General features: G+C 69.8%; 23 protein-coding genes. 8 read left to right on the forward strand and 15 right to left on the reverse strand.

Annotation, left to right across the window (positions count from 1 at the left end):
• Nucleotides 1-21: 21 nt before the first annotated feature.
• Both ASD66_RS01410 and ASD66_RS01415 read left to right on the forward strand, forming a co-directional pair.
• Nucleotides 22-798: a PaaX family transcriptional regulator C-terminal domain-containing protein gene (locus ASD66_RS01410; protein ID WP_056681339.1), complete on the forward strand. Its 777-nt coding sequence runs from the start codon at nucleotides 22-24 to the stop codon at nucleotides 796-798.
• A gap of 25 nt (nucleotides 799-823) precedes the next feature.
• Entirely contained in the window at nucleotides 824-1,618 is a 795-nt protein-coding gene (locus ASD66_RS01415; protein WP_056681341.1) for an enoyl-CoA hydratase-related protein, read from the forward strand.
• A gap of 100 nt (nucleotides 1,619-1,718) precedes the next feature.
• Here the strand turns inward: ASD66_RS01415 and ASD66_RS01420 are convergent, their stop codons facing one another.
• Genes ASD66_RS01420 through dapE form a run of 4 tightly spaced genes read right to left on the reverse strand, consistent with a single transcriptional unit; the run spans nucleotide 1,719 to nucleotide 4,291 of the window.
• Nucleotides 1,719-2,144 carry a hypothetical protein gene (locus tag ASD66_RS01420; protein WP_056681343.1) on the reverse strand — a complete coding sequence of 142 codons (426 nt, stop codon included), beginning with the start codon at nucleotides 2,142-2,144 and terminating at the stop codon, nucleotides 1,719-1,721.
• Between the two features lie 14 nt (nucleotides 2,145-2,158).
• A complete protein-coding gene (locus tag ASD66_RS01425; RefSeq protein WP_056889827.1) occupies nucleotides 2,159-2,449 on the reverse strand; it encodes a DivIVA domain-containing protein in 291 nt (96 codons plus the stop codon).
• A 7-nt stretch (nucleotides 2,450-2,456) separates the two neighbouring features.
• Nucleotides 2,457-3,230, reverse strand: coding sequence for a TIGR00730 family Rossman fold protein (locus ASD66_RS01430; RefSeq protein WP_056681347.1), 774 nt, complete (start codon nucleotides 3,228-3,230; stop codon nucleotides 2,457-2,459).
• On the reverse strand, nucleotides 3,227-4,291 hold the full coding sequence (dapE, locus tag ASD66_RS01435) for a succinyl-diaminopimelate desuccinylase (protein WP_156388492.1): 1,065 nt from the start codon (nucleotides 4,289-4,291) through the stop codon (nucleotides 3,227-3,229). Before dapE ends, ASD66_RS01430 begins: the two co-directional genes overlap by 4 nt.
• 51 nt (nucleotides 4,292-4,342) lie before the next feature.
• Here dapE and ASD66_RS01440 point away from each other — a divergent pair, with 51 nt between their 5' ends.
• Together ASD66_RS01440 and ASD66_RS01445 are read left to right on the forward strand one after the other, a co-directional pair.
• A complete protein-coding gene (locus tag ASD66_RS01440) occupies nucleotides 4,343-5,191 on the forward strand; it encodes an LLM class F420-dependent oxidoreductase (protein ID WP_056889829.1) in 849 nt (282 codons plus the stop codon).
• Between the two features lie 37 nt (nucleotides 5,192-5,228).
• Nucleotides 5,229-5,954, forward strand: coding sequence for a YoaK family protein (locus ASD66_RS01445; RefSeq protein ID WP_056681351.1), 726 nt, complete (start codon nucleotides 5,229-5,231; stop codon nucleotides 5,952-5,954).
• Between the two features lie 105 nt (nucleotides 5,955-6,059).
• Here the strand turns inward: ASD66_RS01445 and ileS are convergent, their stop codons facing one another.
• Nucleotides 6,060-9,353: an isoleucine--tRNA ligase gene (gene ileS / locus ASD66_RS01450; protein WP_056889830.1), complete on the reverse strand. Its 3,294-nt coding sequence runs from the start codon at nucleotides 9,351-9,353 to the stop codon at nucleotides 6,060-6,062.
• A gap of 355 nt (nucleotides 9,354-9,708) precedes the next feature.
• Between ileS and ASD66_RS01455 the strand changes: the two genes are divergently transcribed.
• The 3 genes from ASD66_RS01455 to ASD66_RS01465 all read left to right on the forward strand — a co-directional run bounded on the left by ASD66_RS01455 (nucleotide 9,709) and on the right by ASD66_RS01465 (nucleotide 13,070).
• Nucleotides 9,709-10,812 (forward strand): hypothetical protein, encoded by a 1,104-nt coding sequence (locus ASD66_RS01455; RefSeq protein WP_056889831.1) that lies wholly within the window; start codon nucleotides 9,709-9,711, stop codon nucleotides 10,810-10,812.
• Nucleotides 10,813-10,946: 134 nt separating this feature from the next.
• Nucleotides 10,947-11,891 carry a 2,3,4,5-tetrahydropyridine-2,6-dicarboxylate N-succinyltransferase gene (dapD, locus tag ASD66_RS01460; protein WP_082599277.1) on the forward strand — a complete coding sequence of 315 codons (945 nt, stop codon included), beginning with the start codon at nucleotides 10,947-10,949 and terminating at the stop codon, nucleotides 11,889-11,891.
• A 204-nt stretch (nucleotides 11,892-12,095) separates the two neighbouring features.
• A complete protein-coding gene (locus tag ASD66_RS01465) occupies nucleotides 12,096-13,070 on the forward strand; it encodes a hypothetical protein (RefSeq protein WP_056681354.1) in 975 nt (324 codons plus the stop codon).
• Nucleotides 13,071-13,140: 70 nt separating this feature from the next.
• On the opposite strand, the gene dapC is transcribed toward ASD66_RS01465, so the two are convergent.
• Both dapC and fdxA read right to left on the reverse strand, forming a co-directional pair.
• Nucleotides 13,141-14,268, reverse strand: coding sequence for a succinyldiaminopimelate transaminase (dapC, locus tag ASD66_RS01470; protein ID WP_056684803.1), 1,128 nt, complete (start codon nucleotides 14,266-14,268; stop codon nucleotides 13,141-13,143).
• A 5-nt stretch (nucleotides 14,269-14,273) separates the two neighbouring features.
• A complete protein-coding gene (gene fdxA / locus ASD66_RS01475) occupies nucleotides 14,274-14,597 on the reverse strand; it encodes a ferredoxin (protein WP_056681355.1) in 324 nt (107 codons plus the stop codon).
• 58 nt (nucleotides 14,598-14,655) lie between these two features.
• On the opposite strand from fdxA, the gene ASD66_RS01480 reads away from it, so the two are divergent.
• Nucleotides 14,656-15,624: a GNAT family N-acetyltransferase gene (locus ASD66_RS01480; RefSeq protein WP_056889832.1), complete on the forward strand. Its 969-nt coding sequence runs from the start codon at nucleotides 14,656-14,658 to the stop codon at nucleotides 15,622-15,624.
• Nucleotides 15,625-15,725: 101 nt separating this feature from the next.
• Here the strand turns inward: ASD66_RS01480 and ASD66_RS01485 are convergent, their stop codons facing one another.
• From ASD66_RS01485 to ASD66_RS01520, 8 genes are all read right to left on the reverse strand, one after another.
• Nucleotides 15,726-16,571 carry a hypothetical protein gene (locus ASD66_RS01485; protein WP_056681357.1) on the reverse strand — a complete coding sequence of 282 codons (846 nt, stop codon included), beginning with the start codon at nucleotides 16,569-16,571 and terminating at the stop codon, nucleotides 15,726-15,728.
• A gap of 143 nt (nucleotides 16,572-16,714) precedes the next feature.
• Nucleotides 16,715-17,227, reverse strand: coding sequence for a hypothetical protein (locus tag ASD66_RS01490; protein WP_156388493.1), 513 nt, complete (start codon nucleotides 17,225-17,227; stop codon nucleotides 16,715-16,717).
• A gap of 52 nt (nucleotides 17,228-17,279) precedes the next feature.
• Nucleotides 17,280-18,137, reverse strand: a complete 858-nt coding sequence (locus ASD66_RS01495) for a lipase family alpha/beta hydrolase (RefSeq protein ID WP_056681359.1) — start codon at nucleotides 18,135-18,137, stop codon at nucleotides 17,280-17,282.
• 41 nt (nucleotides 18,138-18,178) lie between these two features.
• The gene (locus tag ASD66_RS01500) at nucleotides 18,179-19,930 is read right to left on the reverse strand and encodes a VanW family protein (protein WP_162250949.1); all 1,752 of its coding nucleotides are present in this window, start codon (nucleotides 19,928-19,930) and stop codon (nucleotides 18,179-18,181) included.
• 27 nt (nucleotides 19,931-19,957) lie between these two features.
• The gene (locus tag ASD66_RS01505) at nucleotides 19,958-20,314 is read right to left on the reverse strand and encodes a hypothetical protein (protein WP_156388494.1); all 357 of its coding nucleotides are present in this window, start codon (nucleotides 20,312-20,314) and stop codon (nucleotides 19,958-19,960) included.
• 8 nt (nucleotides 20,315-20,322) lie between these two features.
• Entirely contained in the window at nucleotides 20,323-21,225 is a 903-nt protein-coding gene (gene mshB / locus ASD66_RS01510; RefSeq protein ID WP_056889834.1) for an N-acetyl-1-D-myo-inositol-2-amino-2-deoxy-alpha-D-glucopyranoside deacetylase, read from the reverse strand.
• 30 nt (nucleotides 21,226-21,255) lie between these two features.
• A complete protein-coding gene (locus tag ASD66_RS01515; RefSeq protein ID WP_056681363.1) occupies nucleotides 21,256-21,546 on the reverse strand; it encodes a hypothetical protein in 291 nt (96 codons plus the stop codon).
• Entirely contained in the window at nucleotides 21,543-21,926 is a 384-nt protein-coding gene (locus ASD66_RS01520; protein ID WP_056681364.1) for a (deoxy)nucleoside triphosphate pyrophosphohydrolase, read from the reverse strand. Before ASD66_RS01520 ends, ASD66_RS01515 begins: the two co-directional genes overlap by 4 nt.
• Nucleotides 21,927-21,975 lie beyond the last annotated feature (49 nt).

Raw genomic sequence — 21,975 nt, forward strand, 5'->3', positions numbered from 1 at the left:
GCTGCTGGCACACTCATCCCCATGCACGCCCGATCCGCGCTCTTCGACGTCTACGGAGACCACCTGAGCACGCGCGGCGACCGGGCACCCGTGGCCGCACTGGTGCGGCTGCTCGAACCTGTCGGCATCGCCGCACCCGCCGTACGCACCGCCATCTCGCGCATGGTGCTGCAGGGTTGGTTGGACCCGGTGCCGCTCGACGCGGGGCGTGGGTACGCCGCCACGGCGCGCGCCGGTCGACGCCTCGACGAGGCACGGGCCCGCATCTACCGCACCCTCGACCGGGTGTGGGACGGCCACTGGCACATGGTCGTGCTCGACCCGATCGGCTCACGCACGGTGCGCACCCGGGTCCGTTCGGCGCTGCAGTGGATCGGGTACGCCGAGCTGGTCGACGGCGTCTGGCTCAGCCCGTGGCCGCAGCCCGACCTCGAGGAGCTGCTGGCCCGCGAGGGCGTCACCGCCTCCCGCGCCGAGGCGACCTGCTTCGACCCGCCGTCACGACCGGCGACCTGCTGGCACCTCGACGACCTCGCGGAGGAGTACGCCACCTGGCTGGCCCATGCCCGCACCGCGCCGTGGCGGGTCGAGACCGACGACGCCGACCGCGCCGACTTCGCGCACCGCTTCCACCTGGTGCACGAATGGCGCATCTTCCTCTTCCGCGACCCCGGCCTGCCCGACGACCTGCTGCCCGCCGACTGGCCGGGTCGCGAGGCCGCCGCGTTCTTCACGGCCGAGGCCGGCCGCCTCAAACCCGGCGCCGACCGTTTCGTCGACCGCTGCCTGTCCGCCTGACCCGCACCCACGAAGGGATCCACCCATGTCCACCGAGTCCGTCCTCCTCGAGGTCACCGACGGCGTCGCCACCATCACGCTCAACCGTCCCGAGGCGATGAACAGCCTCGACATCGCCACCAAGGAGGCGCTGCTCGACGCCGTACGCCGGGCCGCGGACGACGACGCCGTGCGCTGTGTGGTGCTGACCGGCACCGGCCGCGCGTTCTGCGTGGGCCAGGACCTCAAGGAGCACATCCAGCTGCTCGAGAAGGGCGACTCCGACGCGCTGTTCACCACCGTCGACAAGCACTACAACCCGACCGTCACCCTGCTGGCCACGATGAACAAGCCGGTCATCGCCGCCGTTCAGGGCGTGGCCGCCGGGGCCGGCGCGAGTCTCGCGTTCGCCTGCGACTTCCGGATCCTGGCCGACACGGCCGGCTTCAACCTGGCCTTCACCGGTGTCGCGCTCTCGTGCGACACAGGCGCCTCGTGGACCCTGCCCCGGCTGGTCGGTCAGGCCAGGGCGCTCGAGCTGCTCTACTTCCCGAGCACCCTCTCCGCCGAGAAGTCCGCCGAGCTAGGACTGGCCACCAAGGTGGTCTCCGGTGACGACTTCGCGGCCGAGGTCGGCGCGCTGGCCCGCAAGCTGGCCGACGGCCCGACGGTGTCGTTCGGCGCCATCCGGCGATCCGTGGCGAACTCGGCCGGCGCGTCGTTCGAGGACGCCGTCGCCTTCGAGAGCGAGATGATGTCGCTGACCGGCGCCACCGCCGACCACAAGTCCGCGGTCGCCGCGTTCGTGGCCAAGCAGAAGCCGGTCTTCGAGGGGCGCTGAGGCGTCGTACGACGGGCTGGTTCGGGACGTCCTGCGTGGCGGTTGCTCTGGCGACCGGCGCGCAGGACGTTGTTCGTGTGCCGGGCGTACGGCGGGTGGGTCAGACCCTGGAGAGCAGGTAGGCCCAGGTGAAGACGGAGACGCCGACCACCATGCCGACGTGGGCCAGCACGGAGAGTCCGGGCCCCTGGCTCCAGGTGTCGTGCACCGCGTCCGAGGAGTGCTTGCCGCGGGAAGGCAGCCAGCGGACCAGGATCATGATTCCGACCACGGCGGTGAGCCAGAACAAGGCCAGCGCCGCGATCCCGATCATGGAGTTGCCGTTGCCCTCGCCGAGCCCGGTGACCAGGAAGACCGCCCAGGTCATCACCGCAGCGAGGCCGGCGATCGTGTGCACGTTGAGCAGCATCGAGGAGGTCTGGAACCGACCTGCACCAGCCTTGTCACCGCCCAGCCGGACCCTCGTGAGCACCACCACGACGGCCGCCAGCACGGTGAGGATGTAGATGATCCACTGAAGAGGCACGGGCCGAGTGTGCCCTACGTGCCGGTCGCTTTGCCATCTTCCGCGCCGTCACGAGCGTCGGCGTTCTCCTCGAGCTGGGCGGCCAGACGCGCCAGGAGGGCGTCGACCTCGCTCATCCGGTAGCCCCTGACCGCGGCGGTGAACCGCACCCGGCGCAGGTCACCACCGGCCAGGTCGCGGCCTGCCGGGAGTGTCACGTCACGCCGGTCGGGGTGCACCCGGGCCAGGCCCTGGCCGTAGCCGGAGGCCACCAGCGCCACCCCGCCGAGGGCCAGCACGATCAGGATCGCGAAGAACCACGTCACGGCCGCGTCACTCCGGCTGCTTGGCGACCGGCGCCGTGGGCCCGTGGCCCGCTCGGGCCTCCACCATGAGGCGTACGGCGAGGTCGAGGTCGTCGGTGAGCGTGATCAGGTCGAGATCCTTCTCGGAGATCTTGCCCTCGGCGAGCACGGTCTCGCGCAGCCAGTCGATCAGCCCGGACCAGTAGTCGACGCCGACCAGCACGACCGGGAACGAGGTGACCTTCTGGGTCTGCACCAGGGTGACCGCCTCGAAGAGCTCGTCGAGGGTGCCCACTCCGCCGGGCAGCACGACGAATCCTTGGGCGTACTTGACGAACATCGTCTTGCGGGCGAAGAAGTAACGGAAGTTGACGCCCTTGTCGACCCACTGGTTCAGCCCGGTCTCGAAGGGCAGCTCGATGCCGAGGCCGACACTGACGCCACCGGACTCGGAGGCGCCCTTGTTGGCCGCCTCCATCGCGCCCGGTCCGCCACCGGTGATCACCGCGAAGCCGGCCTCGACCAGCTTGCGGCCCAGCTTCTCGGCCTGGGCGTACGACGGCTCGTCGGTCTTCGTGCGCGCCGACCCGAACACGCCGATCGCGGGACCCAGCTCGGCCAGGGCGCCGAAGCCCTCGACGAACTCCGACTGGATCCGCATGACCCGCCACGGGTCGGTGTGCACCCAGTCCGTCGGGCCGCGTGACTCGAGCAGCCGCTGGTCCGTCGTACCGCTGTCGACCTGCGAGCGGCGCATCACCACCGGCCCGCGGTACTTGTCGTGCCCCTTGTTCTCCGTCATGACTCCCCCAACCAGATCCGAAGCTGCTCTTCGCACCGCTCGATGTGTGCGAACGGGACGTGCTCTTCCTGCTTGTGCGCCAACAGTGGATCACCCGGCCCGAAGTTGACTGCCGGCACCCCGAGCTCGCTGAACCGGGACACGTCGGTCCAGCCGAACTTCGGGTTCGCCTCGCCACCGACGGCCTCGAGGAACGCCGCCGCGGCCGGTACGGAGAGACCCGGGAGCGCGCCGGGGGCGAGGTCGGTGACCGTGATGTCATAGCCGTCGAAGAAGTCGCGAAGGAACTTCTCGGCCTCCTCGCCACTCCGGTCGGGGGCGAAGCGGTAGTTGACCTGAACCACGCACTCGTCGGGCAGCACGTTGCCGGCGACGCCACCGTCGATGAAGACGGCGTTGAGGCCCTCGTGGTACTCCAGTCCGTCGATCACCGGCCTGCGCGGCTCGAACTCCGCCAGCTTGGCCAGGATCGGCGCCGCGGCATGGATCGCGTTGACGCCCATCCAGCTGCGGGCGCTGTGCGCGCGCTCCCCCGTCGTGCGCACGTCGACCCGCATGGTGCCCTGGCAGCCGGCCTCGACGACCGCGTTCGAGGGCTCCATCAGGATCGCGAAGTCGGCCTGCATGAGCTCGGGGGCGCTCCGGCTCAGCTTGAACAGCCCGTTGTGCTCGGCCTCGACCTCTTCGGCGTCGTAGAAGATGAAGGTGATGTCGCGGTTCGGCTGGGTCAGGTCGGCGGCCAGCTTGAGGGCGACGGCGACGCCGCCCTTCATGTCGCAGGAGCCGAGTCCGTGCAGGAGCTCCTCGTCGCGACGGGCCGGCAGGTTGTCGTTGAGCGGCACGGTGTCGATGTGGCCGGCGATCACCACCCGGTCGTCGCGGCCGAGGTTCGTGCGGGCCACGATCGTGTGTCCGTGGCGGGTCACCTCGAGGTGTGCCAGCGGTGTCAGCGCCGCCTCGACGGCGTCCGCGATCACCTGCTCGTGGTGGCTCACCGACTCGATGTTGACGAGTTGCTCGGTGAGGGTGACGGCATCGGCGGCGAGGTCGAGTTCGGGCATGCCCGCCATCGTAGAGGCGCGGAATACTGGAACGTGTTCTAGATTGTCACCATGCGCCACGGAATCGTCCTGTTCACCAGCGACCGCGGGATCACCCCGGCCGCTGCCGCACGCGCAGCAGAGGAGCGGGGCTTCGACACGTTCTACGTGCCCGAGCACACGCACATCCCGGTCAAGCGCGAGGCAGCCCATCCCGGCACCGGCGACGAGACGCTGCCCGACGACCGCTACACCCGCACCCTCGACCCGTGGGTGTCGCTGGCCACCGCTGCCGCCGTCACGTCGCGCATCCGGCTCTCGACGGCCGTCGCGCTGCCGGTCGAGTCGGACCCGATCACCCTGGCCAAGACGATCGCCACGCTCGACCACCTCTCCGGCGGCCGGGTCACCCTCGGCGCAGGCTTCGGGTGGAACGTCGACGAGCTCACCGACCACCACGTGCCGGCCCGGAAGCGCCGTACGGTCCTGCGCGAGTACGTCGAGGCGATGCGGGCGTTGTGGACCCGGGACGAGGCGTCGTACGACGGGGAGTTCGTGCAGTTCGGGGCGTCGTGGGCCTGGCCGAAGCCTGTGCAGGACCACGTGCCGCTGCTGATCGGGGCCGGCGGCGGGCCGAAGACGTTCACCTGGATCGCGGCCAACGCCGACGGCTGGATGACCACGCCGATCGAGACCGACATCGGCGACAAGTCCGCCGCGCTGCACAAGGCCTGGGCGGACGCCGGACGCGAGGGCTCCCCCGAGATCCACGTGCTGATCGCGGCCAGGCCGACGCCCGACGACTTCGCGACCTGGGACGCCGCAGGTGTCACCGAGCTGATCTGGGGGGTGCCCGACGCGTCGGAGGACGAGGTCGTCGCCCACCTCGACCGACTCTCGGCCAGGCTCGGACTGCGCTGACGCCGGATCCCGGCAGGTCAGGCCCTAGGGTCAGGGCATGTTCGGCCTCACCGGCTCCGAGCGGACCACCGTCCGCAACGTCCAGCTCGCCAGCCTGCTGGCCCTGCTCGCGGGCATGCTGAACTCTGTCGGCTTCGTCGCGGTGTCGGCGTACACCTCCCACATGACGGGCCTGACCGCCACCGTCGCCGACTCCCTGGTGGTCGGCTTCGACGAGCTCGCCTGGCTGGCGGTCGTGGCGCTGGCCGCGTTCGTGGTCGGAGCCATGACCTGCGCGGTGGTGTTCAACTGGGGTCGCCGGCGGGACCTGCGCGGCCGCTACGCCAACGTGCTGGTGATCGAGGCGTTGCTGGTCCTCGCCTTCGGGCTGCTCGCCGAGCAACTCCACGGACCCCACCGTGCGTTCGTCTTCATCAGCGTCCTCGGCTTCACGATGGGCCTGCAGAACGCGATCATCACCAAGCTCTCCGGCGCCCAGATCCGCACCACCCATGTCACCGGCATGATCACGGACATCGGCATCGAGATCGGCAAGGCCGCCTACCGGGAGCGCACGCCGGGTCTCCCACCTGTCACCGCCGACGCCCGGAAGCTCGGCGTGCTCGTCCTCCTGGTGGCGCTCTTCTTCATGGGTGGGGTTCTCGGCGCGCTCGGCTACCTGCGCTTCGGCTTCCCGGTCGTCGTACCGATGGCGCTGGTGCTGCTCGTGGTGGCCTCACCGCCCGTTCTGCAGGATCTCCGCCGCCGCGCACAGAGCGACTGAGCGACAGAGCGACTGACCGCACTGCCGCGCCCCCGTGGACGCATTGCACCCCGCCAGCAGGGTGCAATGCGTCGTGGACAGCGCGTTGCACGAGGTGGGGCGGGGTCAGACGCGGGCCACGGCCACGCTGACGCGGGCCTTCTCACCGTCACCGACGACCACCTCGGTGCCCGCGACCGTCGCGTCGAGGACGACCGTCGTGGCCAGGGTCTCGCCGGCGATGAGCGCCTCGTGGGTCCTGGCCGCGGCCAGGACCGCGTCGTCGCCGCCGACGGTCAGGGTGATCCGGTCGGAGACGTCGAGGTCGGCGTCACGGCGGGCCTGCTGGACCGCCCGCACGAGGTCACGGGCCAGACCCTCCGCGGCCAGCTCGGGCGTCACGACCGTGTCGAGGACGACGAACCCGCCGCGCGGCAGCATGCCGGTCGCCGAGTCGTCGCCACTGGCGGCCACTGTCTCCAGGGTGAACTCCCCCTCGACCAGCGCCAGCCCACCGGAGGTCACGGCGCCGTCGTCGGCCACCGACCAGTCGCCCGACTTCGAGCCCTTGATCGCCAGCTGCACGTCCTTGCCCAGGCGCGGACCGGCCGCGCGGGCGTTGACGGTCAGCTTCTGCGAGACGCCGTACGACGCGGCTTCCGGGTCGGCCAGGTCGAGGAGGCGCACCTGCTTGACGTTGACCTCGTCGGAGACGATCGAGCCGAAGCCGGACAGCGCGTCGGCGCGGTCGACCACCACGGTCAGCGTCGAGAGCGGGAGCCGGTTGCGCAGCGAAGCGCCCTTGCGCAGCGCCGACGTGGCCGAGCAGACGTCACGCACGAGGTCCATCGACGCCACGAGCGCGTCGTCGGCGGGCAGCTCGTCGGCGGAGGGCCAGTCGGCCAGGTGCACCGAACGGCCACCGGTCAGGCCGCGCCACATCTCCTCCAGCGTCAGCGGCAGCAGCGGCGCCGTGACCCGGCAGAGCACCTCGAGCACGGTGTAGAGCGTGTCGAAGGCGTCGTGGTCGAGGTCGTCGCCCGTTGACCAGAACCGCTCGCGGGAACGACGGATGTACCAGTTGGTGAGCACGTCGAGGAAACCACGCGTCGACTCACACGCACCGGCGATGTCGTAGGCGTCCATCTGCTCGGTCATCGACTCGACGTGCTGGCGCAGCTTGGCCAGCAGGTAGCGGTCGAGCGGGTCCTTGGAGTCGGTGCGCCACTGGGCGTCGTACCCCTCGCCACCGTTGGCGGCGTTGGCGTAGAGGCTGAAGAAGTACCAGCTGTTCCACAGCGGCATCAGCACCTGGCGGACGGTGTCGCGGATGCCCTGGTCGGTGACGATCAGGTTGCCCCCGCGCAGGATCGGCGAGGCCATCAGGAACCAGCGCATGGCGTCGGCGCCGGCGCTGTCGAAGACCTCGCGCACGTCGGGGTAGTTGCGCAGCGACTTGCTCATCTTCTGGCCGTCGGAGCCCAGCACGATGCCGTGGCAGATCACCGAGCTGAAGGCCGGCTTCTCGAAGATGGCACTGGCCAGGATGTGCAGCATGTAGAACCAGCCGCGGGTCTGGCCGATGTACTCGACGATGAAGTCGGCCGGGAAGTGGTGCTCGAACCACTCCTCGTTCTCGAACGGGTAGTGCACCTGGGCATAGGACATCGACCCGGAGTCGAACCACACGTCGAGGACGTCCTCGACGCGGCGCATCGTGGACTTGCCGGTCGGGTCGTCGGGGTTGGGCCGGGTCAGGTCGTCGACGTACGGCCGGTGCAGGTCGGGCTCGCCGTCGGCGTTGAGGGGCACCCGTCCGAAGTCGCGTTCGATCTCGGCGAACGAGCCGTAGACGTCGATGCGCGGGTAGGCCTCGTCGTCGCTCTTCCACACCGGCACCGGGGAGCCCCAGAACCGGTTGCGGGTGATCGACCAGTCGCGGGCGTTGGCCAGCCACTTGCCGAACTGGCCCTGCTGGATGTGGTCGGGGACCCAGCGGATCTGCTCGTTCAGCTCGAGCATCTTGTCCTTGAACGCGGTCACCTCGACGAACCACGACGAGACCCCCTTGTAGATCAGGGGCTCGCGGCAGCGCCAGCAGTGCGGGTAGGAGTGCTCGTAGGACTCGCGGCGCAGCAGGATCGTGCCGGGGGTGACGGATCCGACCTCACCGGTCCCACGGGTGGCGGCCTTGAGGTGGTCCATGATGTGCAGGTTGGCGTCGAAGACCAGCATCCCGGCGTACTCCTCGACCGGGTGCGTGAAGCGGCCGTCCTTGCCGACCGGCATGACCGGCTCGATGCCCTCGCGGTCGGTGACCTCCTTGTCGACCTCACCGAACGCGCCGGCGCTGTGCACCAGCCCGGTGCCGTCGGTGGTGGTGACGGCGTCGTCGGCAGCCACGATGCGGAACGCGTTCTCGTGGCCGGCGTAGTAGGAGAACGGCGGGGCGTAGCTGCGCCCGACCAGGTCGGCGCCGCGGTAGCGGCCGAGCACCGTGAGCTCGCCCTCGGCGTCGCCCAGCTCGCGGGCGTACGACGCCAGCCGGGCCTCGGCCAGCAGGTAGCGCGCGGTCGACTCGGTGCCGGGTACGCCGGCCTCGACCACGACGTAGTCGATGTCGGAGCCCACCATGACCGCGAGGTTGGAGGGCAGGGTCCACGGCGTGGTGGTCCAGATCAGCACGTGTGCGCCGTCGAGGACCGGGTCGTCGCCGGTCATCTCCATCACGAAGCCGACCGTGACCGCCGGGTCCTGACGGTTCTTGTAGACATCGTCGTCCATGCGCAGCTCGTGGTTCGACAGCGGCGTCTCGTCGTTCCAGCAGTAGGGCAGCACCCGGAAGCCCTCGTAGACGTAGCCCTTGTCGAAGAGCGACTTGAACGCCCAGATGACGCTCTCCATGTATTCCGGGTTGAGCGTCTTGTAGTCGTTGTCGAAGTCGACCCAGCGGGCCTGGCGGGTGACGTACTCCTGCCACTCGTCGGTGTACTTCAGCACCGAGGCGCGGGCGGCGCCGTTGAACTTCTCGATGCCCATCTCGTGGATCTCGTCGGTGGTCTTCAGTCCGAGCTGGCGCATCGCCTCGAGCTCGGCGGGCAGGCCGTGGGTGTCCCACCCGAAGCGGCGCTCGACGCGCTTGCCGCGCATCGTCTGGTAGCGCGGCACGACGTCCTTGACGTAGCCGGTGAGCAGGTGGCCGTAGTGCGGGAGGCCGTTGGCGAACGGCGGACCGTCATAGAAGACGAACTCGTTCTCGCCGTTGACCCCGGCGTCACGCTGCTCGACGCTCGCCACGAAGGTGTCGTCGTGCTTCCAGTAGGACAGCACCCGCTCCTCGAGCGCCGGGAACCTCGGGCTCGAGGGAACGCTCGCGGTCTCGTCCTGGGTCTCCTGGGTCGAGGCCTTGGGGTACGTCATGTGCTCTCCTGCGGGTACGTCGTACAACTCGGGGCTGTTGCCACGAGGACGACTCCCCCGGACTTCAGTCCGGAGTGACCGCGGTACCACCTCGCTTGCCGCACCGTGGTGCGACCGCTTCGTCTCAGGCTGTGACGGGCCCGCCCGTCCGGTTCTAGTGAGGCCCTTGCGGACCCGTTCTTCCGGAGACTCGCCGCTGATGACGGCTCGAACGTCTGTGGGGCCAAAGGTACTCCCCGGCGCCCGCCGGCGACCAATCAGATTCCCCGGGGAGAACTTTCGGCGGTGTTTGTCGGGGCGGTTGTTGGTTAGGGTCACCTCGCAGGCAACTCTTCAACGTGACTCGGGGACTCCCATGAACGACAGCTTCGGACCGTCCGGCGACCAGCCCTGGCAGCAGCCCGGTGGCCAGCCGCAGCAACCCCAACAGCCTGGTCAGCAGCCCGGTCAGCCCCAGCAGCCCCCGCACCAGGGCGGCCAGCAGCCGGGCCAGGGCCAGTGGAACCAGCCCCCCGCCCAGCACCCCGGTCAGCCGCAGCAGCCCCCGTACCAGGGCGGCCAGCAGCCCGGTCAGCCGCAGGGCCAGCAGTGGGGCGGTCCGCAGGGCCAGCAGCCCGGACAGCAGCAGTGGGGCGCCCCGCAGTACGGCGCCCAGCCTCCGCAGGGCGGTGGCGGGGTCAACAAGAAGATCGTGATCGGTGGCCTGGTCGTCCTACTCCTGATCATCGGCGGCATCATCGCCGCCGTCCTCCTCACCGGTGGCGATGACGACGACAAGGAAGCCAGCAGCGACAGCCCCGTGGCGACCGTCGAAGCGTTCATCAAGGCGTCCGAGGACGACGACTGCGAGGCCGCGAAGAAGCTCATCCGCGACGGCGACGACCTGCCCTGCGAAGACTTCGACAGCTCCGACGAGGACATTAGCTTCGGCGACGTGACCGAGAAGTCGGTCGACGGCGACAAGGCCGAGGTCGACGTCGAGTACACCCAGGGCGGCGAGACCGACACCGAGACGCTCTCGCTGAGCAAGGTCGACGGCAAGTGGCTGATCGACTTCGGTGGCGGTGATGGCAGCAGCGACGAGGGCTCGTCGTCCCAGAGCGCTCCGGAGTCGCCGGACTCGGCCGAGGTCCAGCCCGAGACAGTCACGCCCGACGGGGGCGGCGACACCACCGCGGTCACGAGCGTGGCGACGACCTTCGTCTCGGCCATCGAGAGCAACCAGTGCGACATCGCGAAGGCCTGGCTGGTCGACCCGGACTCCGCGGACTGCTCGGAGATCACCACCGACGACGCCGAGGGCGTCACCTTCGGCGAGCCGAACGTGATCTCGATTGACAGCGAGACCGCCACCGTCGGGGTCGACATGACCGCCGGCGGCTCGAGCGTCGGCACCTTCACCATCGAGATGGTCCACACCGAGACCGGCGAGTGGAAGATCGAGAGCTGGCACTACTGAGCCGACAAGGCTGAGTCAGCCGGGCATGCGACGTACGGCGTCGGCGGGAGCAGTCACCACTGCCCACCGCCGGCGCCGTTCACCGTTGGGAGCCTGTCCTGCGGCGCTGGGTGTCCGACCGTAGAGTTGCGCCCGTGACTGACACGACTTCCGGCCCCGCGTGGGCCCACGGCCTGGCCACTCTCACTCCCGACGGCACCGTCCTCGACGTCTGGTTCCCCGAGCCCGCGCTCGGCGCGGCACCGGACGACGCCTCGGCGCCCGCCGAGCTCACCGCGCTCGAGGGCTTCGACGACGTGCGCGGCGTACGCCGTGAGGTTCGGCTCGTCACGATCGCCGACCTGGCCGCCGCACCGGTCGACACCCCCGACACCTGGCTGCGCCTGCACCTCCTCTCGACCCGCCTGGTGCAGCCGCACGGGCTCTCGCTCGACGGCATGTTCGGGCTGCTGACCAACGTCGTGTGGACCAGCGCCGGCCCGTGCGCCGTCGAGGGCTTCGAGCTGACCCGGGCGCGCCTGCGTGCGGCCGGCCAGCACGTCACGGTCTTCAGCATCGACAAGTTCCCCCGCATGGTCGACTACGTGATCCCGAGCGGCGTCCGGATCGGTGACGCCGACCGCGTCCGCCTCGGCGCGCACCTCGCGTCGGGCACCACGGTCATGCACGAGGGCTTCGTGAACTTCAACGCCGGCACGCTCGGCGCCTCGATGGTCGAGGGTCGCATCTCCGGCGGCGTGGTTGTCGGCGACGGCTCCGACGTGGGCGGCGGAGCCTCGATCATGGGCACCCTCTCCGGCGGCGGCAAGCAGGTCATCTCCGTCGGCGAGCGCTGCCTCCTCGGTGCCAACTCCGGGCTCGGCATCTCCCTCGGCAACGACTGCGTGGTGGAGGCCGGCTGCTACGTCACCGCCGGCACCAAGGTCACGCTCGCGGACGGCTCCGTCGTGAAGGCGCTGGAGCTCTCCGGCGCCGACAACGTGCTGTTCCGCCGCAACTCGGTCAGCGGCGCGATCGAGGCCGTGGCGTGGAAGGGCGAGGGCATCGCGCTCAACACCGCCCTGCACGCCAACGACTAGGCGAATGACTCCACGGGGTGCCGGATCAGCGAGCGGTGCATCCGCGCCCGATCCGGCAAGGCGGACGAGCGAAGGCGGGACGGAGTTCCGTCGAGTCGAGGACAACGCCGCCGGTCGGGATGCGGGGCACCGTGAGCCCGGCACTTCCCCTTGGAGTCACCCGCCTGGGGCCGGGTCACCCATCCCCACGTCAGGGACGGCCCGATGATCACCCGCGGCCGGATCGCCGCTGGGGTGGCCGTCATCGCCGTCGTCGCCGGCGTGGCGATCGCGGTCGAGCGCGGCTTCGGGCCGTTGCCGGACCCCGAGTCGTGCACGGCGAAGGTCGCCGGGCACGAGGTCGAGCTCGACCTCGAACAGGCCGAGAACGCGTCGTTGATCTCCGCGATCGCCACGCGACGCGGCCTGCCCGCTCGGGCGGTCAGCATCGCGCTGGCCACGGCGTACCAGGAGTCGAAGATCATCAACCTGGAGTACGGCGACCGCGACTCCCTCGGCCTCTTCCAGCAGCGACCCTCCCAGGGTTGGGGCACCCGGGAGCAGCTGCTGGACCCGTACTACGCCACCAACGCGTTCTACGACGCGCTGGTCAAGATCGACGGCTACGAGACGATGCGGATCACCGAGGCCGCCCAGCGGGTGCAGAACTCCGGGTACCCCGAGGCCTACGAGGACCACGCCGAGGATGCCAAGACTCTGGCGTCGGCGCTGACCGGCAACTCCCAGGAGGGCAAGTTCAGCTGCGTGGTGCAGGGGCGTCCCGAGAGTGAGGACGACGACCTCGACGAGACGGGCCTGACCCACCGTGCGGCCGTCGTACGCGCAGACCTGGAGGCCGCGTTCGGTGACCAGGCGCTGGGCGGGTTCGCCCCCGAGGGTGTCGACTCAGGCCACATGGAGGGCTCGGCGCACTACGAGGGCCGGGCGATCGACGTGTTCGTCCGGCCGATCAACGAGGCGAACCGCAAGCAGGGTTGGGCGATGGCCTACTACCTGGTCGCCCAGGCCGACCGGCTCGACATCGAGCACGTGATCTTCGACGACATGATCTGGAGCTTCGGGTCCCGCTCGGAGTCGGGCTGGCGCGACTACGACCCCGGCGACGTCAAGGGCAAGCCCGCCGGGACGATCGCCGTGCTCGAGCACCGCGACCACGTGCACGTCGACGTCCACGACTGACCACCCAGACCTGCGCGAACCGTGGATTGTTGATGCGCGAACCGCGTGCTCTTGACGCGCGAACCGTGGATCAGGTCAGGCGGCGTACGGCGGTGTCGACACGTTCGTCGGTGGCGGTGAAGGCAACCCGCACGTGCTGGTGCCCGGCCGCGCCGTAGAACGCACCGGGAGCGACCAGGATGCCGAGCTCGGCGAGGGCGGCCACGGTGTCCCAGCAGTCCTCGTCGCGGGTGGCCCAGAGGTAGAGCGAGGCCTCGGAGTCGTCGATGCGGAAGCCGGCCCGCTCGAGCGCCTCACGCAGCTTGGCCCGGCGCGCGGCGTACCGCGCGTGCTGGTCGGCCACGTGGACGTCGTCGCCGAGCGCGGCGATCATCGCGAGCTGTTGCGGGTTGGGCATCTGCAGGCCGAGGTTCTTGCGCACCGCGAGCAGCTCACCGATCAGGGCGGTGTCGCCGGCGATGAACGCACACCGGTAGCCGGCCAGGTTCGAGCGCTTCGACAGCGAGTGCACCGCGAGGATGCCCTCGTGGCTGCCACCGCAGACGTCGGGGTGCAGCACGGAGATCGGCTGCTTGTCGGCGTCCCACGCCATCTCGATGTAGCACTCGTCGGAGACCAGGATCGTGCCGCGCTCGCGGCACCACTCGACCACCTTCTTGAGGTGGTCGGCGGGCAGCACCTTGCCGGTCGGGTTGGACGGCGAGTTGATCCAGAGGATCTTCGGCGTCTCGGGACCGATCGCGGTGAGCGAGTCGGCGGCCAGCGATCGGGCACCGACGAGCGCCGCGCCGACTTCGTACGTCGGGTAGGCCAGCCGCGGGAAGACCACCAGGTCACCCGCGCCGACGCCCAGGTGCAAGGCCAGGCTGGCGATCAGCTCCTTGGAGCCGATCACCGGGAGCACGCCGTCGAGGCCCACGCCGGTGACGCCGAGCGCGCGCACCATCCAGTCGATGATCGCCTGGCGGGTCTCGACCTTGCCGATCGTGACCGGGTAGCCCGGGCTGTCGGCGGCCGCGACCAACGCGTCCTGGGCCACCTTCGGCGTCGGGTCGACCGGCGTACCGACCGAGAGGTCGACGATGCCGTCGGCGTGCTCACGCGCGCGAGCGGCGTACGACGTCAGCTTGTCCCAGGGAAAGTCGGGAAGCCGCCCGGAGACGGTGGTTCCGAGAGGGCGCTGGCCCTCTCTGACCACCGAGCTCACTCCTGGTTCTGCGGCTCGAGGGCGGCGATGATCGGGTGGTCCTTGTCGATCTCGCCCATCTTGGCCGCGCCACCGGGCGAGCCGAGGTCTTCGAAGAAGCCGACGTTCGCGGTGTAGTAGTCCTTCCACTGCTCCGGGGTGTCGTCTTCGTAGAAGATCGCCTCGACCGGGCAGACCGGCTCACACGCACCACAGTCGACACACTCGTCGGGGTGGATGTAGAGCATGCGCTTGCCTTCGTAGATGCAGTCGACAGGGCACTCGTCGACACACGCGCGGTCCTTGAGGTCGACGCACGGCTGGGCGATGACGTAGGTCACCAGTTCCTCCTGAGGACTAACGAATGCGGGTTTCTGCAGACAGCCTAGTATCCCCCGCATGGAATCCGTCGGCGACTCCCACGACGTGGGCATGCATCGGCTCGGACCGCACGTGGTCGGCCGGCGCGTGGTGGTCCGGCGCGTGCTCCGTGGAGAGACCGGACCGTCCGGTGGTCCGGCCATGACCGACGTCCTCGGCGTGTGTACGGCGTGGGCCGACGGGGTCTGTGTCGTGGAGCCGGCCACGGGTCCGGCGGTGGTGATCCAGATCGCCGACATCGTCTCCGGCAAGCCGGTTCCGCCGCGCCCGTCGGTGCGCCACCGGGTCTCGGCCCGTGAGGCGGAGAGCCACGCCACGGCGCTCTGGGCGCACGTCGAGCGCGCGGCACTCGGCGAGTGGGAGCTCCGCTGCGACCCTGCTCCCGTGGGCCGCCTGCTGAAGCGGGCCAACTCCTGCCTGGCGATCGGAGACCCCGGTACGCCGTACGCCGAGGCAGAGTCCGCCGTACGTGCCTTCTACGCCGCGCGTTCGCGCGACCCGTTGGTGCAGGTCGAGACGGGGTCCGAGGCCGACGAGCACTTCACGCGGCAGGGCTGGCAGGTCGTGGCCGGCGGGGACTCGCACTTCCAGCTCGCCTCGCTCGCGCAGCTCTCGCGAGCGCTGCGCGGCGTCCCTGACTTCTCGACGCTCCTCGCCGGGGATGCACTGCCGCCGATGTCGGTCGGGCTGGCCCACGACGGACCACGACTCGACCTGTCCCTCCGGATCGGTGACCAGGTGGTGGCCTCCGCCAAGGTCGCGCTGTCCGGCGAGTGGCTCGGCATCCACGCCTTCGGCGTCGAACCGGCCTTCCGGCGCCGGGGACTGGCCCGCCGCATGCTCGCCGAGCTCGTCGAGTGGGGCGGCGAGAAGGGCGCCTCGACCGTCTGGCTGCACGTCGAGACCGACAACCAGCCGGCACTCGCGCTCTACGGCTCGCTCGGGTTCGCCACACACCACACGCTGCGCTACCTCTCCCCGGACTGAACGGACGCGCCCGCTCGGTCACCCGGGGCAGCCGTACCGCCGAACGGGCACAAGGCCGCCCTTTCGCCTCTTTCCGGGCCGAATCGGGCCGTTGTGCCCGTTCAGAGGTACGTGCGAAGGCACGCACGGACCCAGTCGCGCTCGGACATCACATGGGCGTGGCCGAACCGCAGCACCGTCCAGTCAGCGACTGTCAGGGACGTGTAGCGCCAGAGGTCCTGCTGGAACACCCTGATGTCGAGCCTGTGGTGCCGGTAGCTGTCAGCTTCGAGCACCAGCCGCCGGCCCACGTCGACCAGGTCCGGATGCACCAGCCGACCGGGCAACTGGATCGGATGCTGCGCAATGACGTCGAGCCCCACGTCGAGGGCGATCGCCCTCAGGCACGACTCGAAGGAGTTGGCCGAGAGCCCCGAGGCGCTTTCAGCCACTCGACGAATCTGCACGGACCCCGGGCCACGGGCCTGCGCGGCGGCCTCGACCAGGACGGCCTTGTCGACGTCGCGGGCACGCAGGGCGGAGTCGGCCACGCTGAGCGCCTCGTCGAAGGGCAGCTTCCTGGCGCAGTCGAGCACGGTGCGCAGCGGGTCGGTCACCCTCCCCACGGCGGGGGCGAACACAACGTGCATCTCCTCCCGCACCGACGCGGGCACGTTGCGGCTCCGGGGCACCGTCACCCAGGGCCGTGCCGGGGCGCGGGCAATCGGCCAGCCATGGAGTTGGGCCGCGCTGAGGTGTGAGGCCGTGCCGGACAGCCGCATCGCTGCCTGAGCCGCTTGGTGAGCAGACCGCAGGCCGAAGCGTCCGCGCCCGAGGCGGACGATGTGGCCCTGCCGGAGGGCCCCGGTGATCTCCCGCCTGGTCAGGTGCTCGAGCAGCTGAGCCCGGGTGGCCACGAACCCGAGCTCCTGCATGACGTCCTGGGCCTTGATCGTCTCCGGAATCACCCTTCCAGCCTGTGCGATGCCGACCGCCGGCGCATCCGGTCATCCACAGGGCACCCCGGGCGTACCGCCGAACGGGCACAGGGCGCTCCATCCCCCACTTCCGGGCCGAATCGGGCCGTTGTGCCCGTTCTTCGGTACGGCGCTCAGGTGTCGAGGTGGCCCGCCAGGCCGACCATGCTGGTGAACGGCTCGACGAGCTCCTCGATCTCGTCGCTGATCGCCCGGTTGGTGTCGCTGGCGCAGTTGTCGAGGTCCATCGACGTGCTGGCCGAACCCGCGTCCTGCACCTCGAGTGACATCGCGGTGCCGCCGGTGCACCCCTCCTCGACGTCCTCCGGCTCACCGAGCTCGTCGACCGCGTCGTCGAGATCGGCCACGAAGTCCTTCCACCGCCCGGCCGATATCTCGACGGTCTCGTCGGCCAGCACGTCGCCGTACGAGTCGACGACGAGGTGCACCGTGTCCTGGTCGAGCGTGAGGTCCCAGCTGCGGTGGTACTCCGGCGGCACCGACGAGTCGGTGAAGTGCACGTGCACCGTCGTCGCGGCCGGGTCAGCGGGCGTGGCGTCCGCCGCGTCGGAGTCGTCGTTGCACGCGGACATCGACAACACGGTGACCAGCAGGGCCGGCCCGAGAACCTTCATGCGCTTCGTCATGGCGAGTACGACGGGATGCGGCCGGATCCGGTTCCCGCGCGCACGGCATCCGTCAGCAGGCAGGCTTGAACGTGGCGCGGGCCGGGCCGGCATGCGTCAGTGCGTCGAGGGTCCAACTGACCGCGGGCTTGCTGGTCGGGATCAGCACGTGCTCGGAGAGCTCGAGAGGGCAGGCGTTCTGGACGGTCAGGTTCGTGGTGCGCGGGCCGGCCCTCAGGTAGCCCGACGTGTGCGGCACGACGACCTCGTCGTACCGCGTGGTGATCTGGGTGTAGCTGACCGTGCCGGGGGTCTCGTCGCCGGCGTTGAGCCGCTGCAGGAACGGCGAGTCGGTGGCCTGCTGACTGCACGCCCGACAGACCACGTCGAGGAGCGGGCCGACCACTCCCATCAGTGGCGCCAGCCGACCGATCTGGTCGGTGCCGTGGTTGGACGGCGCGATGCCGACCAGGTCGTCGACGACCGCGGCGCCACCGAGGAACTTGAGGTAGTAGCGCGGCATCATGCCGCCCTGGCTGTGCCCGACCAACGACACCTTGGCGGCACCGGTCGCGTTGCGCACCTTGGCGACGTACGCCTTCAGGGCCTTCGCGGAGGTCGCGACGTCGCCGGTGCCGCGGTTGCCGTAGTCGAGGGAGAAGACGCAGAAGCCGGCCGCCTTGATGGCCTTCGACAGGTTCTCGAGGAGGTTCTTGCGGTCACCGAACGTGCCGTGCACGAGGATCACCGGCGTCGGCCGCTTGGCGGTGGGCTTGCAGTTCCAGTCGTTGGCGCCGGGTGGGTCACCCGCCGGAGAGGTCGGCAGCGGCAGCGGGAAGCCGTCACCGGCGGCCGAGGCCGGCGAGACGGGCAGCAGCCCCAGGAGGGCGAACCCGAGGAGCGAGGCGAGGAGCAGCGAGAGTCGGCGCATACCCGGTGAAACGACGCCGGGCGACGCGCGTTACTCGCGGGTCAGTTGTCGTCGCTGGGCTTCTCGTCCGGTTTCTTGGGTGCCTCCGGCTCCTTGCAGACCACGGAGTCGGACGGCGTGTACGTCGTGTGGAACTTCTCCGTGCGCTCGACGTTGCCGGAGCCGGCCTTCGCGAAGTAGCGCCACACGTTGATGTCGAAACCGCCGTACCCGCTGTTCGGGTAGCAGTCGGCGGTGGTCATCGTGCGCGTCTGCGGCGAGGTGAAGTTGTAGCGCTCACCGGTCTTGGTGGTGATGTCCCAGACCTTGGTGGAGTACATCGACACGGTCAGGGATCCCTGGCCGGACGGCGAGCTCGGGGCCAGGTGCGCGTTGATCAGCACGCCGTGGTCGGTGTCGTTCTTGAACTTCAGGTCGAGCGAGCCCCACACCACGGTGGCCTCGCGACCGACCGGGTAGCGGTCGATGTAGAACGAGTGCGGCTTGTGCTCGACGTCCTCGAGGCCGGCGAAGAACATCGCGTTGAACAGGGTGGTCGCCATCTGCGAGACGCCGCCGCCGAAGTCTTCCTTGAAGATGCCGTTGCTGATGATGAAGCCCTTGGTGAAGCCGTTCTCGGCCGTGCGCTCCCCCACGGTGTCGTTCAGGGAGAACGTCTCGCCGGGCTTGAGGATCGTGCCGCTGATCAGCTCGGCGGCGCGGCCGAGGTTGACGTTGCGGTACTCGGCGTACGGGAAGTGGGTGGTGAACGTCGAGATCTGCGTCTTGATGCCGAGCTTCTTCGCGTCGGCGGTGGTGAAGTCGGGCTGCTTGACCGTGGCCTTCACCTTGACCTCGCGGCCGGACTCCTTCGCGACCAGGTCGAGGAACGCGGAGCTGATGTCGGAGGGCTCGTAGTCGACGCCCGGCTTGGCCGGGATCACCTTGGGCTTGCCGTTGACCAGCTTGACCGTCGCGTCGACGGGGGCACCCTTGGGATCGGAGAACTGCGAGCGCACCAGCTTGGTCAGCCGCTTCTCGTCGAGGTCGGGGACCAGCCTGCCGTTCTCGGCCTTCATGCTCAGCACCGGCGCGAACTGGGCCGGGCTGAGCCGCACCTTGGCCTTGTCGAAGACCAGGGTGACCGGACCGGACACGGCCGCGTTGCCGAAGTCGTTGAGGGCGTTCTGCACGTCGTCGTCATTGATGTCGGGGTCGGCCTCGACCAGGTCGAGCTCGGCCGCGTCACCGGTCAGCAGCGCGTTCGTGAGCTCTTCACGGGCCTGGTCGGGATCGATCGCGGTGCCCTTGGCCGACGCGACCCTGTGCACCCGGCCGCCCTTGAAGGTGACGGCGCCGTCCTTGGTCGGCGTACCGAACTCCTTGGTCAGCTTGTCGACGGTGGCGGTGAGCGCGGCCTCGTCGGTGTTCACGACGGGGTCGATGTCCTCGCCGCCGGTGTAGTAGTGCCACAGCCGGGTCGGCGACCAGCTGCGACCGCCGCCGGCCTCCGTCACGGACGCCTCGGCGTCGACCTCGATGCCGGTGTCGGCCACCGGGACGCTGGTCTTCTTGCCGTCGACCGTGACGTCGATCTCCGCGCGGTCGGCCATGCCCTCCTCGAGGGTCGACACCGCGTCGCCGTGCGACTTGCCGCCGATGTCTATGCCGGCGACGGACGCACCACGGGGCACCTTGGCCCCGGCTCCGGCGTACGCCGCGACGTACCCGCCACCGAACAGGACGAGGAGGCCGAGGATCGTCAGGATGACGACCCGGCCTCCATTGCTCTCACGCGAGGGCTTGGTGTTCACCCGCGCCATCCTAACGGCGCGGGTGGCCTATCCAGATTCGTCGGTGCGCCGCCTCACGGGCAGCGTCACGATCACGAAGACCAGCATCGCCAGGCCACCGACCAGCAGCCCGTAGCCGCGCGCGCTGGAGAGCACGACGTAGTCACCCTCGGGTCGGGTCTGCAGGAGCAGGAACACCATGGCCAGCCAGCCGAGACCGAATCCGCTGCGCAACCAGCCTGCCGACAGCGCCCAGGTCGCGCTCAACGGGGCAGCCAGCGCCAGCGCCAACCAGGCCCACGACTTCTCGTGAACCAGCACTGACGCGATGGCCGTGCCGCCGCCGATCAGCGCGGCGACGATCACGACGGCAACGAGCAGGATGCCGCGGGGCGGCCACGCCATGAAGCGCGTCACAGACCCGCGAACAGGTCGGCCTCGAGGCCGTCGTCGCCGACCGGGCCGGGCGTGCCCTTGGCAAGCCGGAAGTATTCGTCGGCCCAGAACGCGTGCCCGCTCTCGGCGCCCGAGAAGAAGAACCCGTCCTGCTCGATCTGGGTGGTGTGCGCCTTGAGCGCGGCCATCTTGCGGTCGATGAAGCCGCTGCCGTCGACGCGCGCCGCGATCAGCTCGTCGGGCGTCACGAACGGCCCGAGGTCGCCGTCGGGCTCCATGCCCTCGAACGACTCGGTGTCACCCGACTCACGGATCGCCCGCAGGCTCTCGCGCATCTTGTTCTCGCTCATCGCGCCCCAGTAGATCTTCGCGATCTCCCAGGGCTCACCGAGGTCGAGCTTGTACGACGTCACGGCGGCCAGCTGTGCGGCGTACATCGCCACTCGGTGGGCCTGGATGTGGTCGGGGTGCCCGTAGCCGCCGAACTGGTCGTAGGTGACCAGCACCTGCGGCCGGACCTCGCGGATCACCTTCACCAGGTGGTCGGCCGCCTCGGTGAGGTCGGCGTGCCAGAAGGCGTTCTCGTGCACGTCGTCGGCCGCGACGGCGTGGCCGTCCTCGTGCCACTTCATGCCGGAGTCGCGGTAGGTGCCGAAGCCGCCGAGGAAGCGGTGGTCGGAGACACCGAGCTCCTTCATCGCGTCCTCGAGCTCGCCGCGCCGGTGTTCACCGAGCTGGTCGTCCTTGTCGGCAGCGAGGTGCTCGAGCTCCTTCACGAGGATCTCGCCCATCTCGCCCGCCGTACAGGTGACGAGCGTGACGCCCCTGCCCTCGGCGACGTACCTGGCCATGGTCGCGCCCTGGCCGATCGACTCGTCGTCGGGGTGGGCGTGCACGAGGAGCAGTCGCTGGTCATTCATGGGACCAGCCTAGTGAGCGGGCTCCAGCTTTTATTCAGCCGTCGGTCGCTTGATGCGCTTCGGCGCGGTCGGCAGGTCGAGCGGGGGTACGACGACGGACGGGCCGGCCGGCACGTCGTCGGTGTCCATCCACCCGTCGTACTGGTCGATCAGCATCTCGAACTGGAACGGCGGCGCATCCGTGAGCACCGCCCACGGGTGGTCCTCGTCGTCGTCCTCACCGGCCAGACGCTCGCGCACGACGGAGGCCTCCCACCCCTCGCGCTGCAGCTGGGCGACGACGGCCCGCGCGTCGTCCTCCTCGAAGAAGATGCCTCTCACGCGTCCAGTATCCCAGCAAGCTGACCCAGGAACGGGCGGTCGGGCTGAAGCCAGTCGACGTCGTCGAGCTCCTCGGGCGTCAGCCAGCGCAGGGCGTCGTGCTCGGTCGGCTCCGGCTCGCCGTCGACGAGGTCGACCACTGCCACGCGCAGCTCGTGCGTCGAGCCGATCGGCACCACGCCGTCGAGCCAGCTCCTGACCCGCACGACGCAGCCGAGCTCCTCGGCGATCTCGCGCACCAGCGCGTCGGCCGGCGACTCGCCGGGCTCGACCTTGCCGCCGGGGAACTCCCAGCGGCCGGCGGCGTCGGGCGGCGACGTACGCCGGGCAGCGAGCACGCACCCGTGACGGACGATGGCGGCACCGACGACGGGCTTCATGGTGCGTCAGCCTGCCACGTCCCGAGGAGGGTCGTGGCCGCGATCGCTA

It is taken from the genome of Nocardioides sp. Root151 (assembly GCF_001427925.1).
GTDB lineage: Bacteria > Actinomycetota > Actinomycetes > Propionibacteriales > Nocardioidaceae > Nocardioides.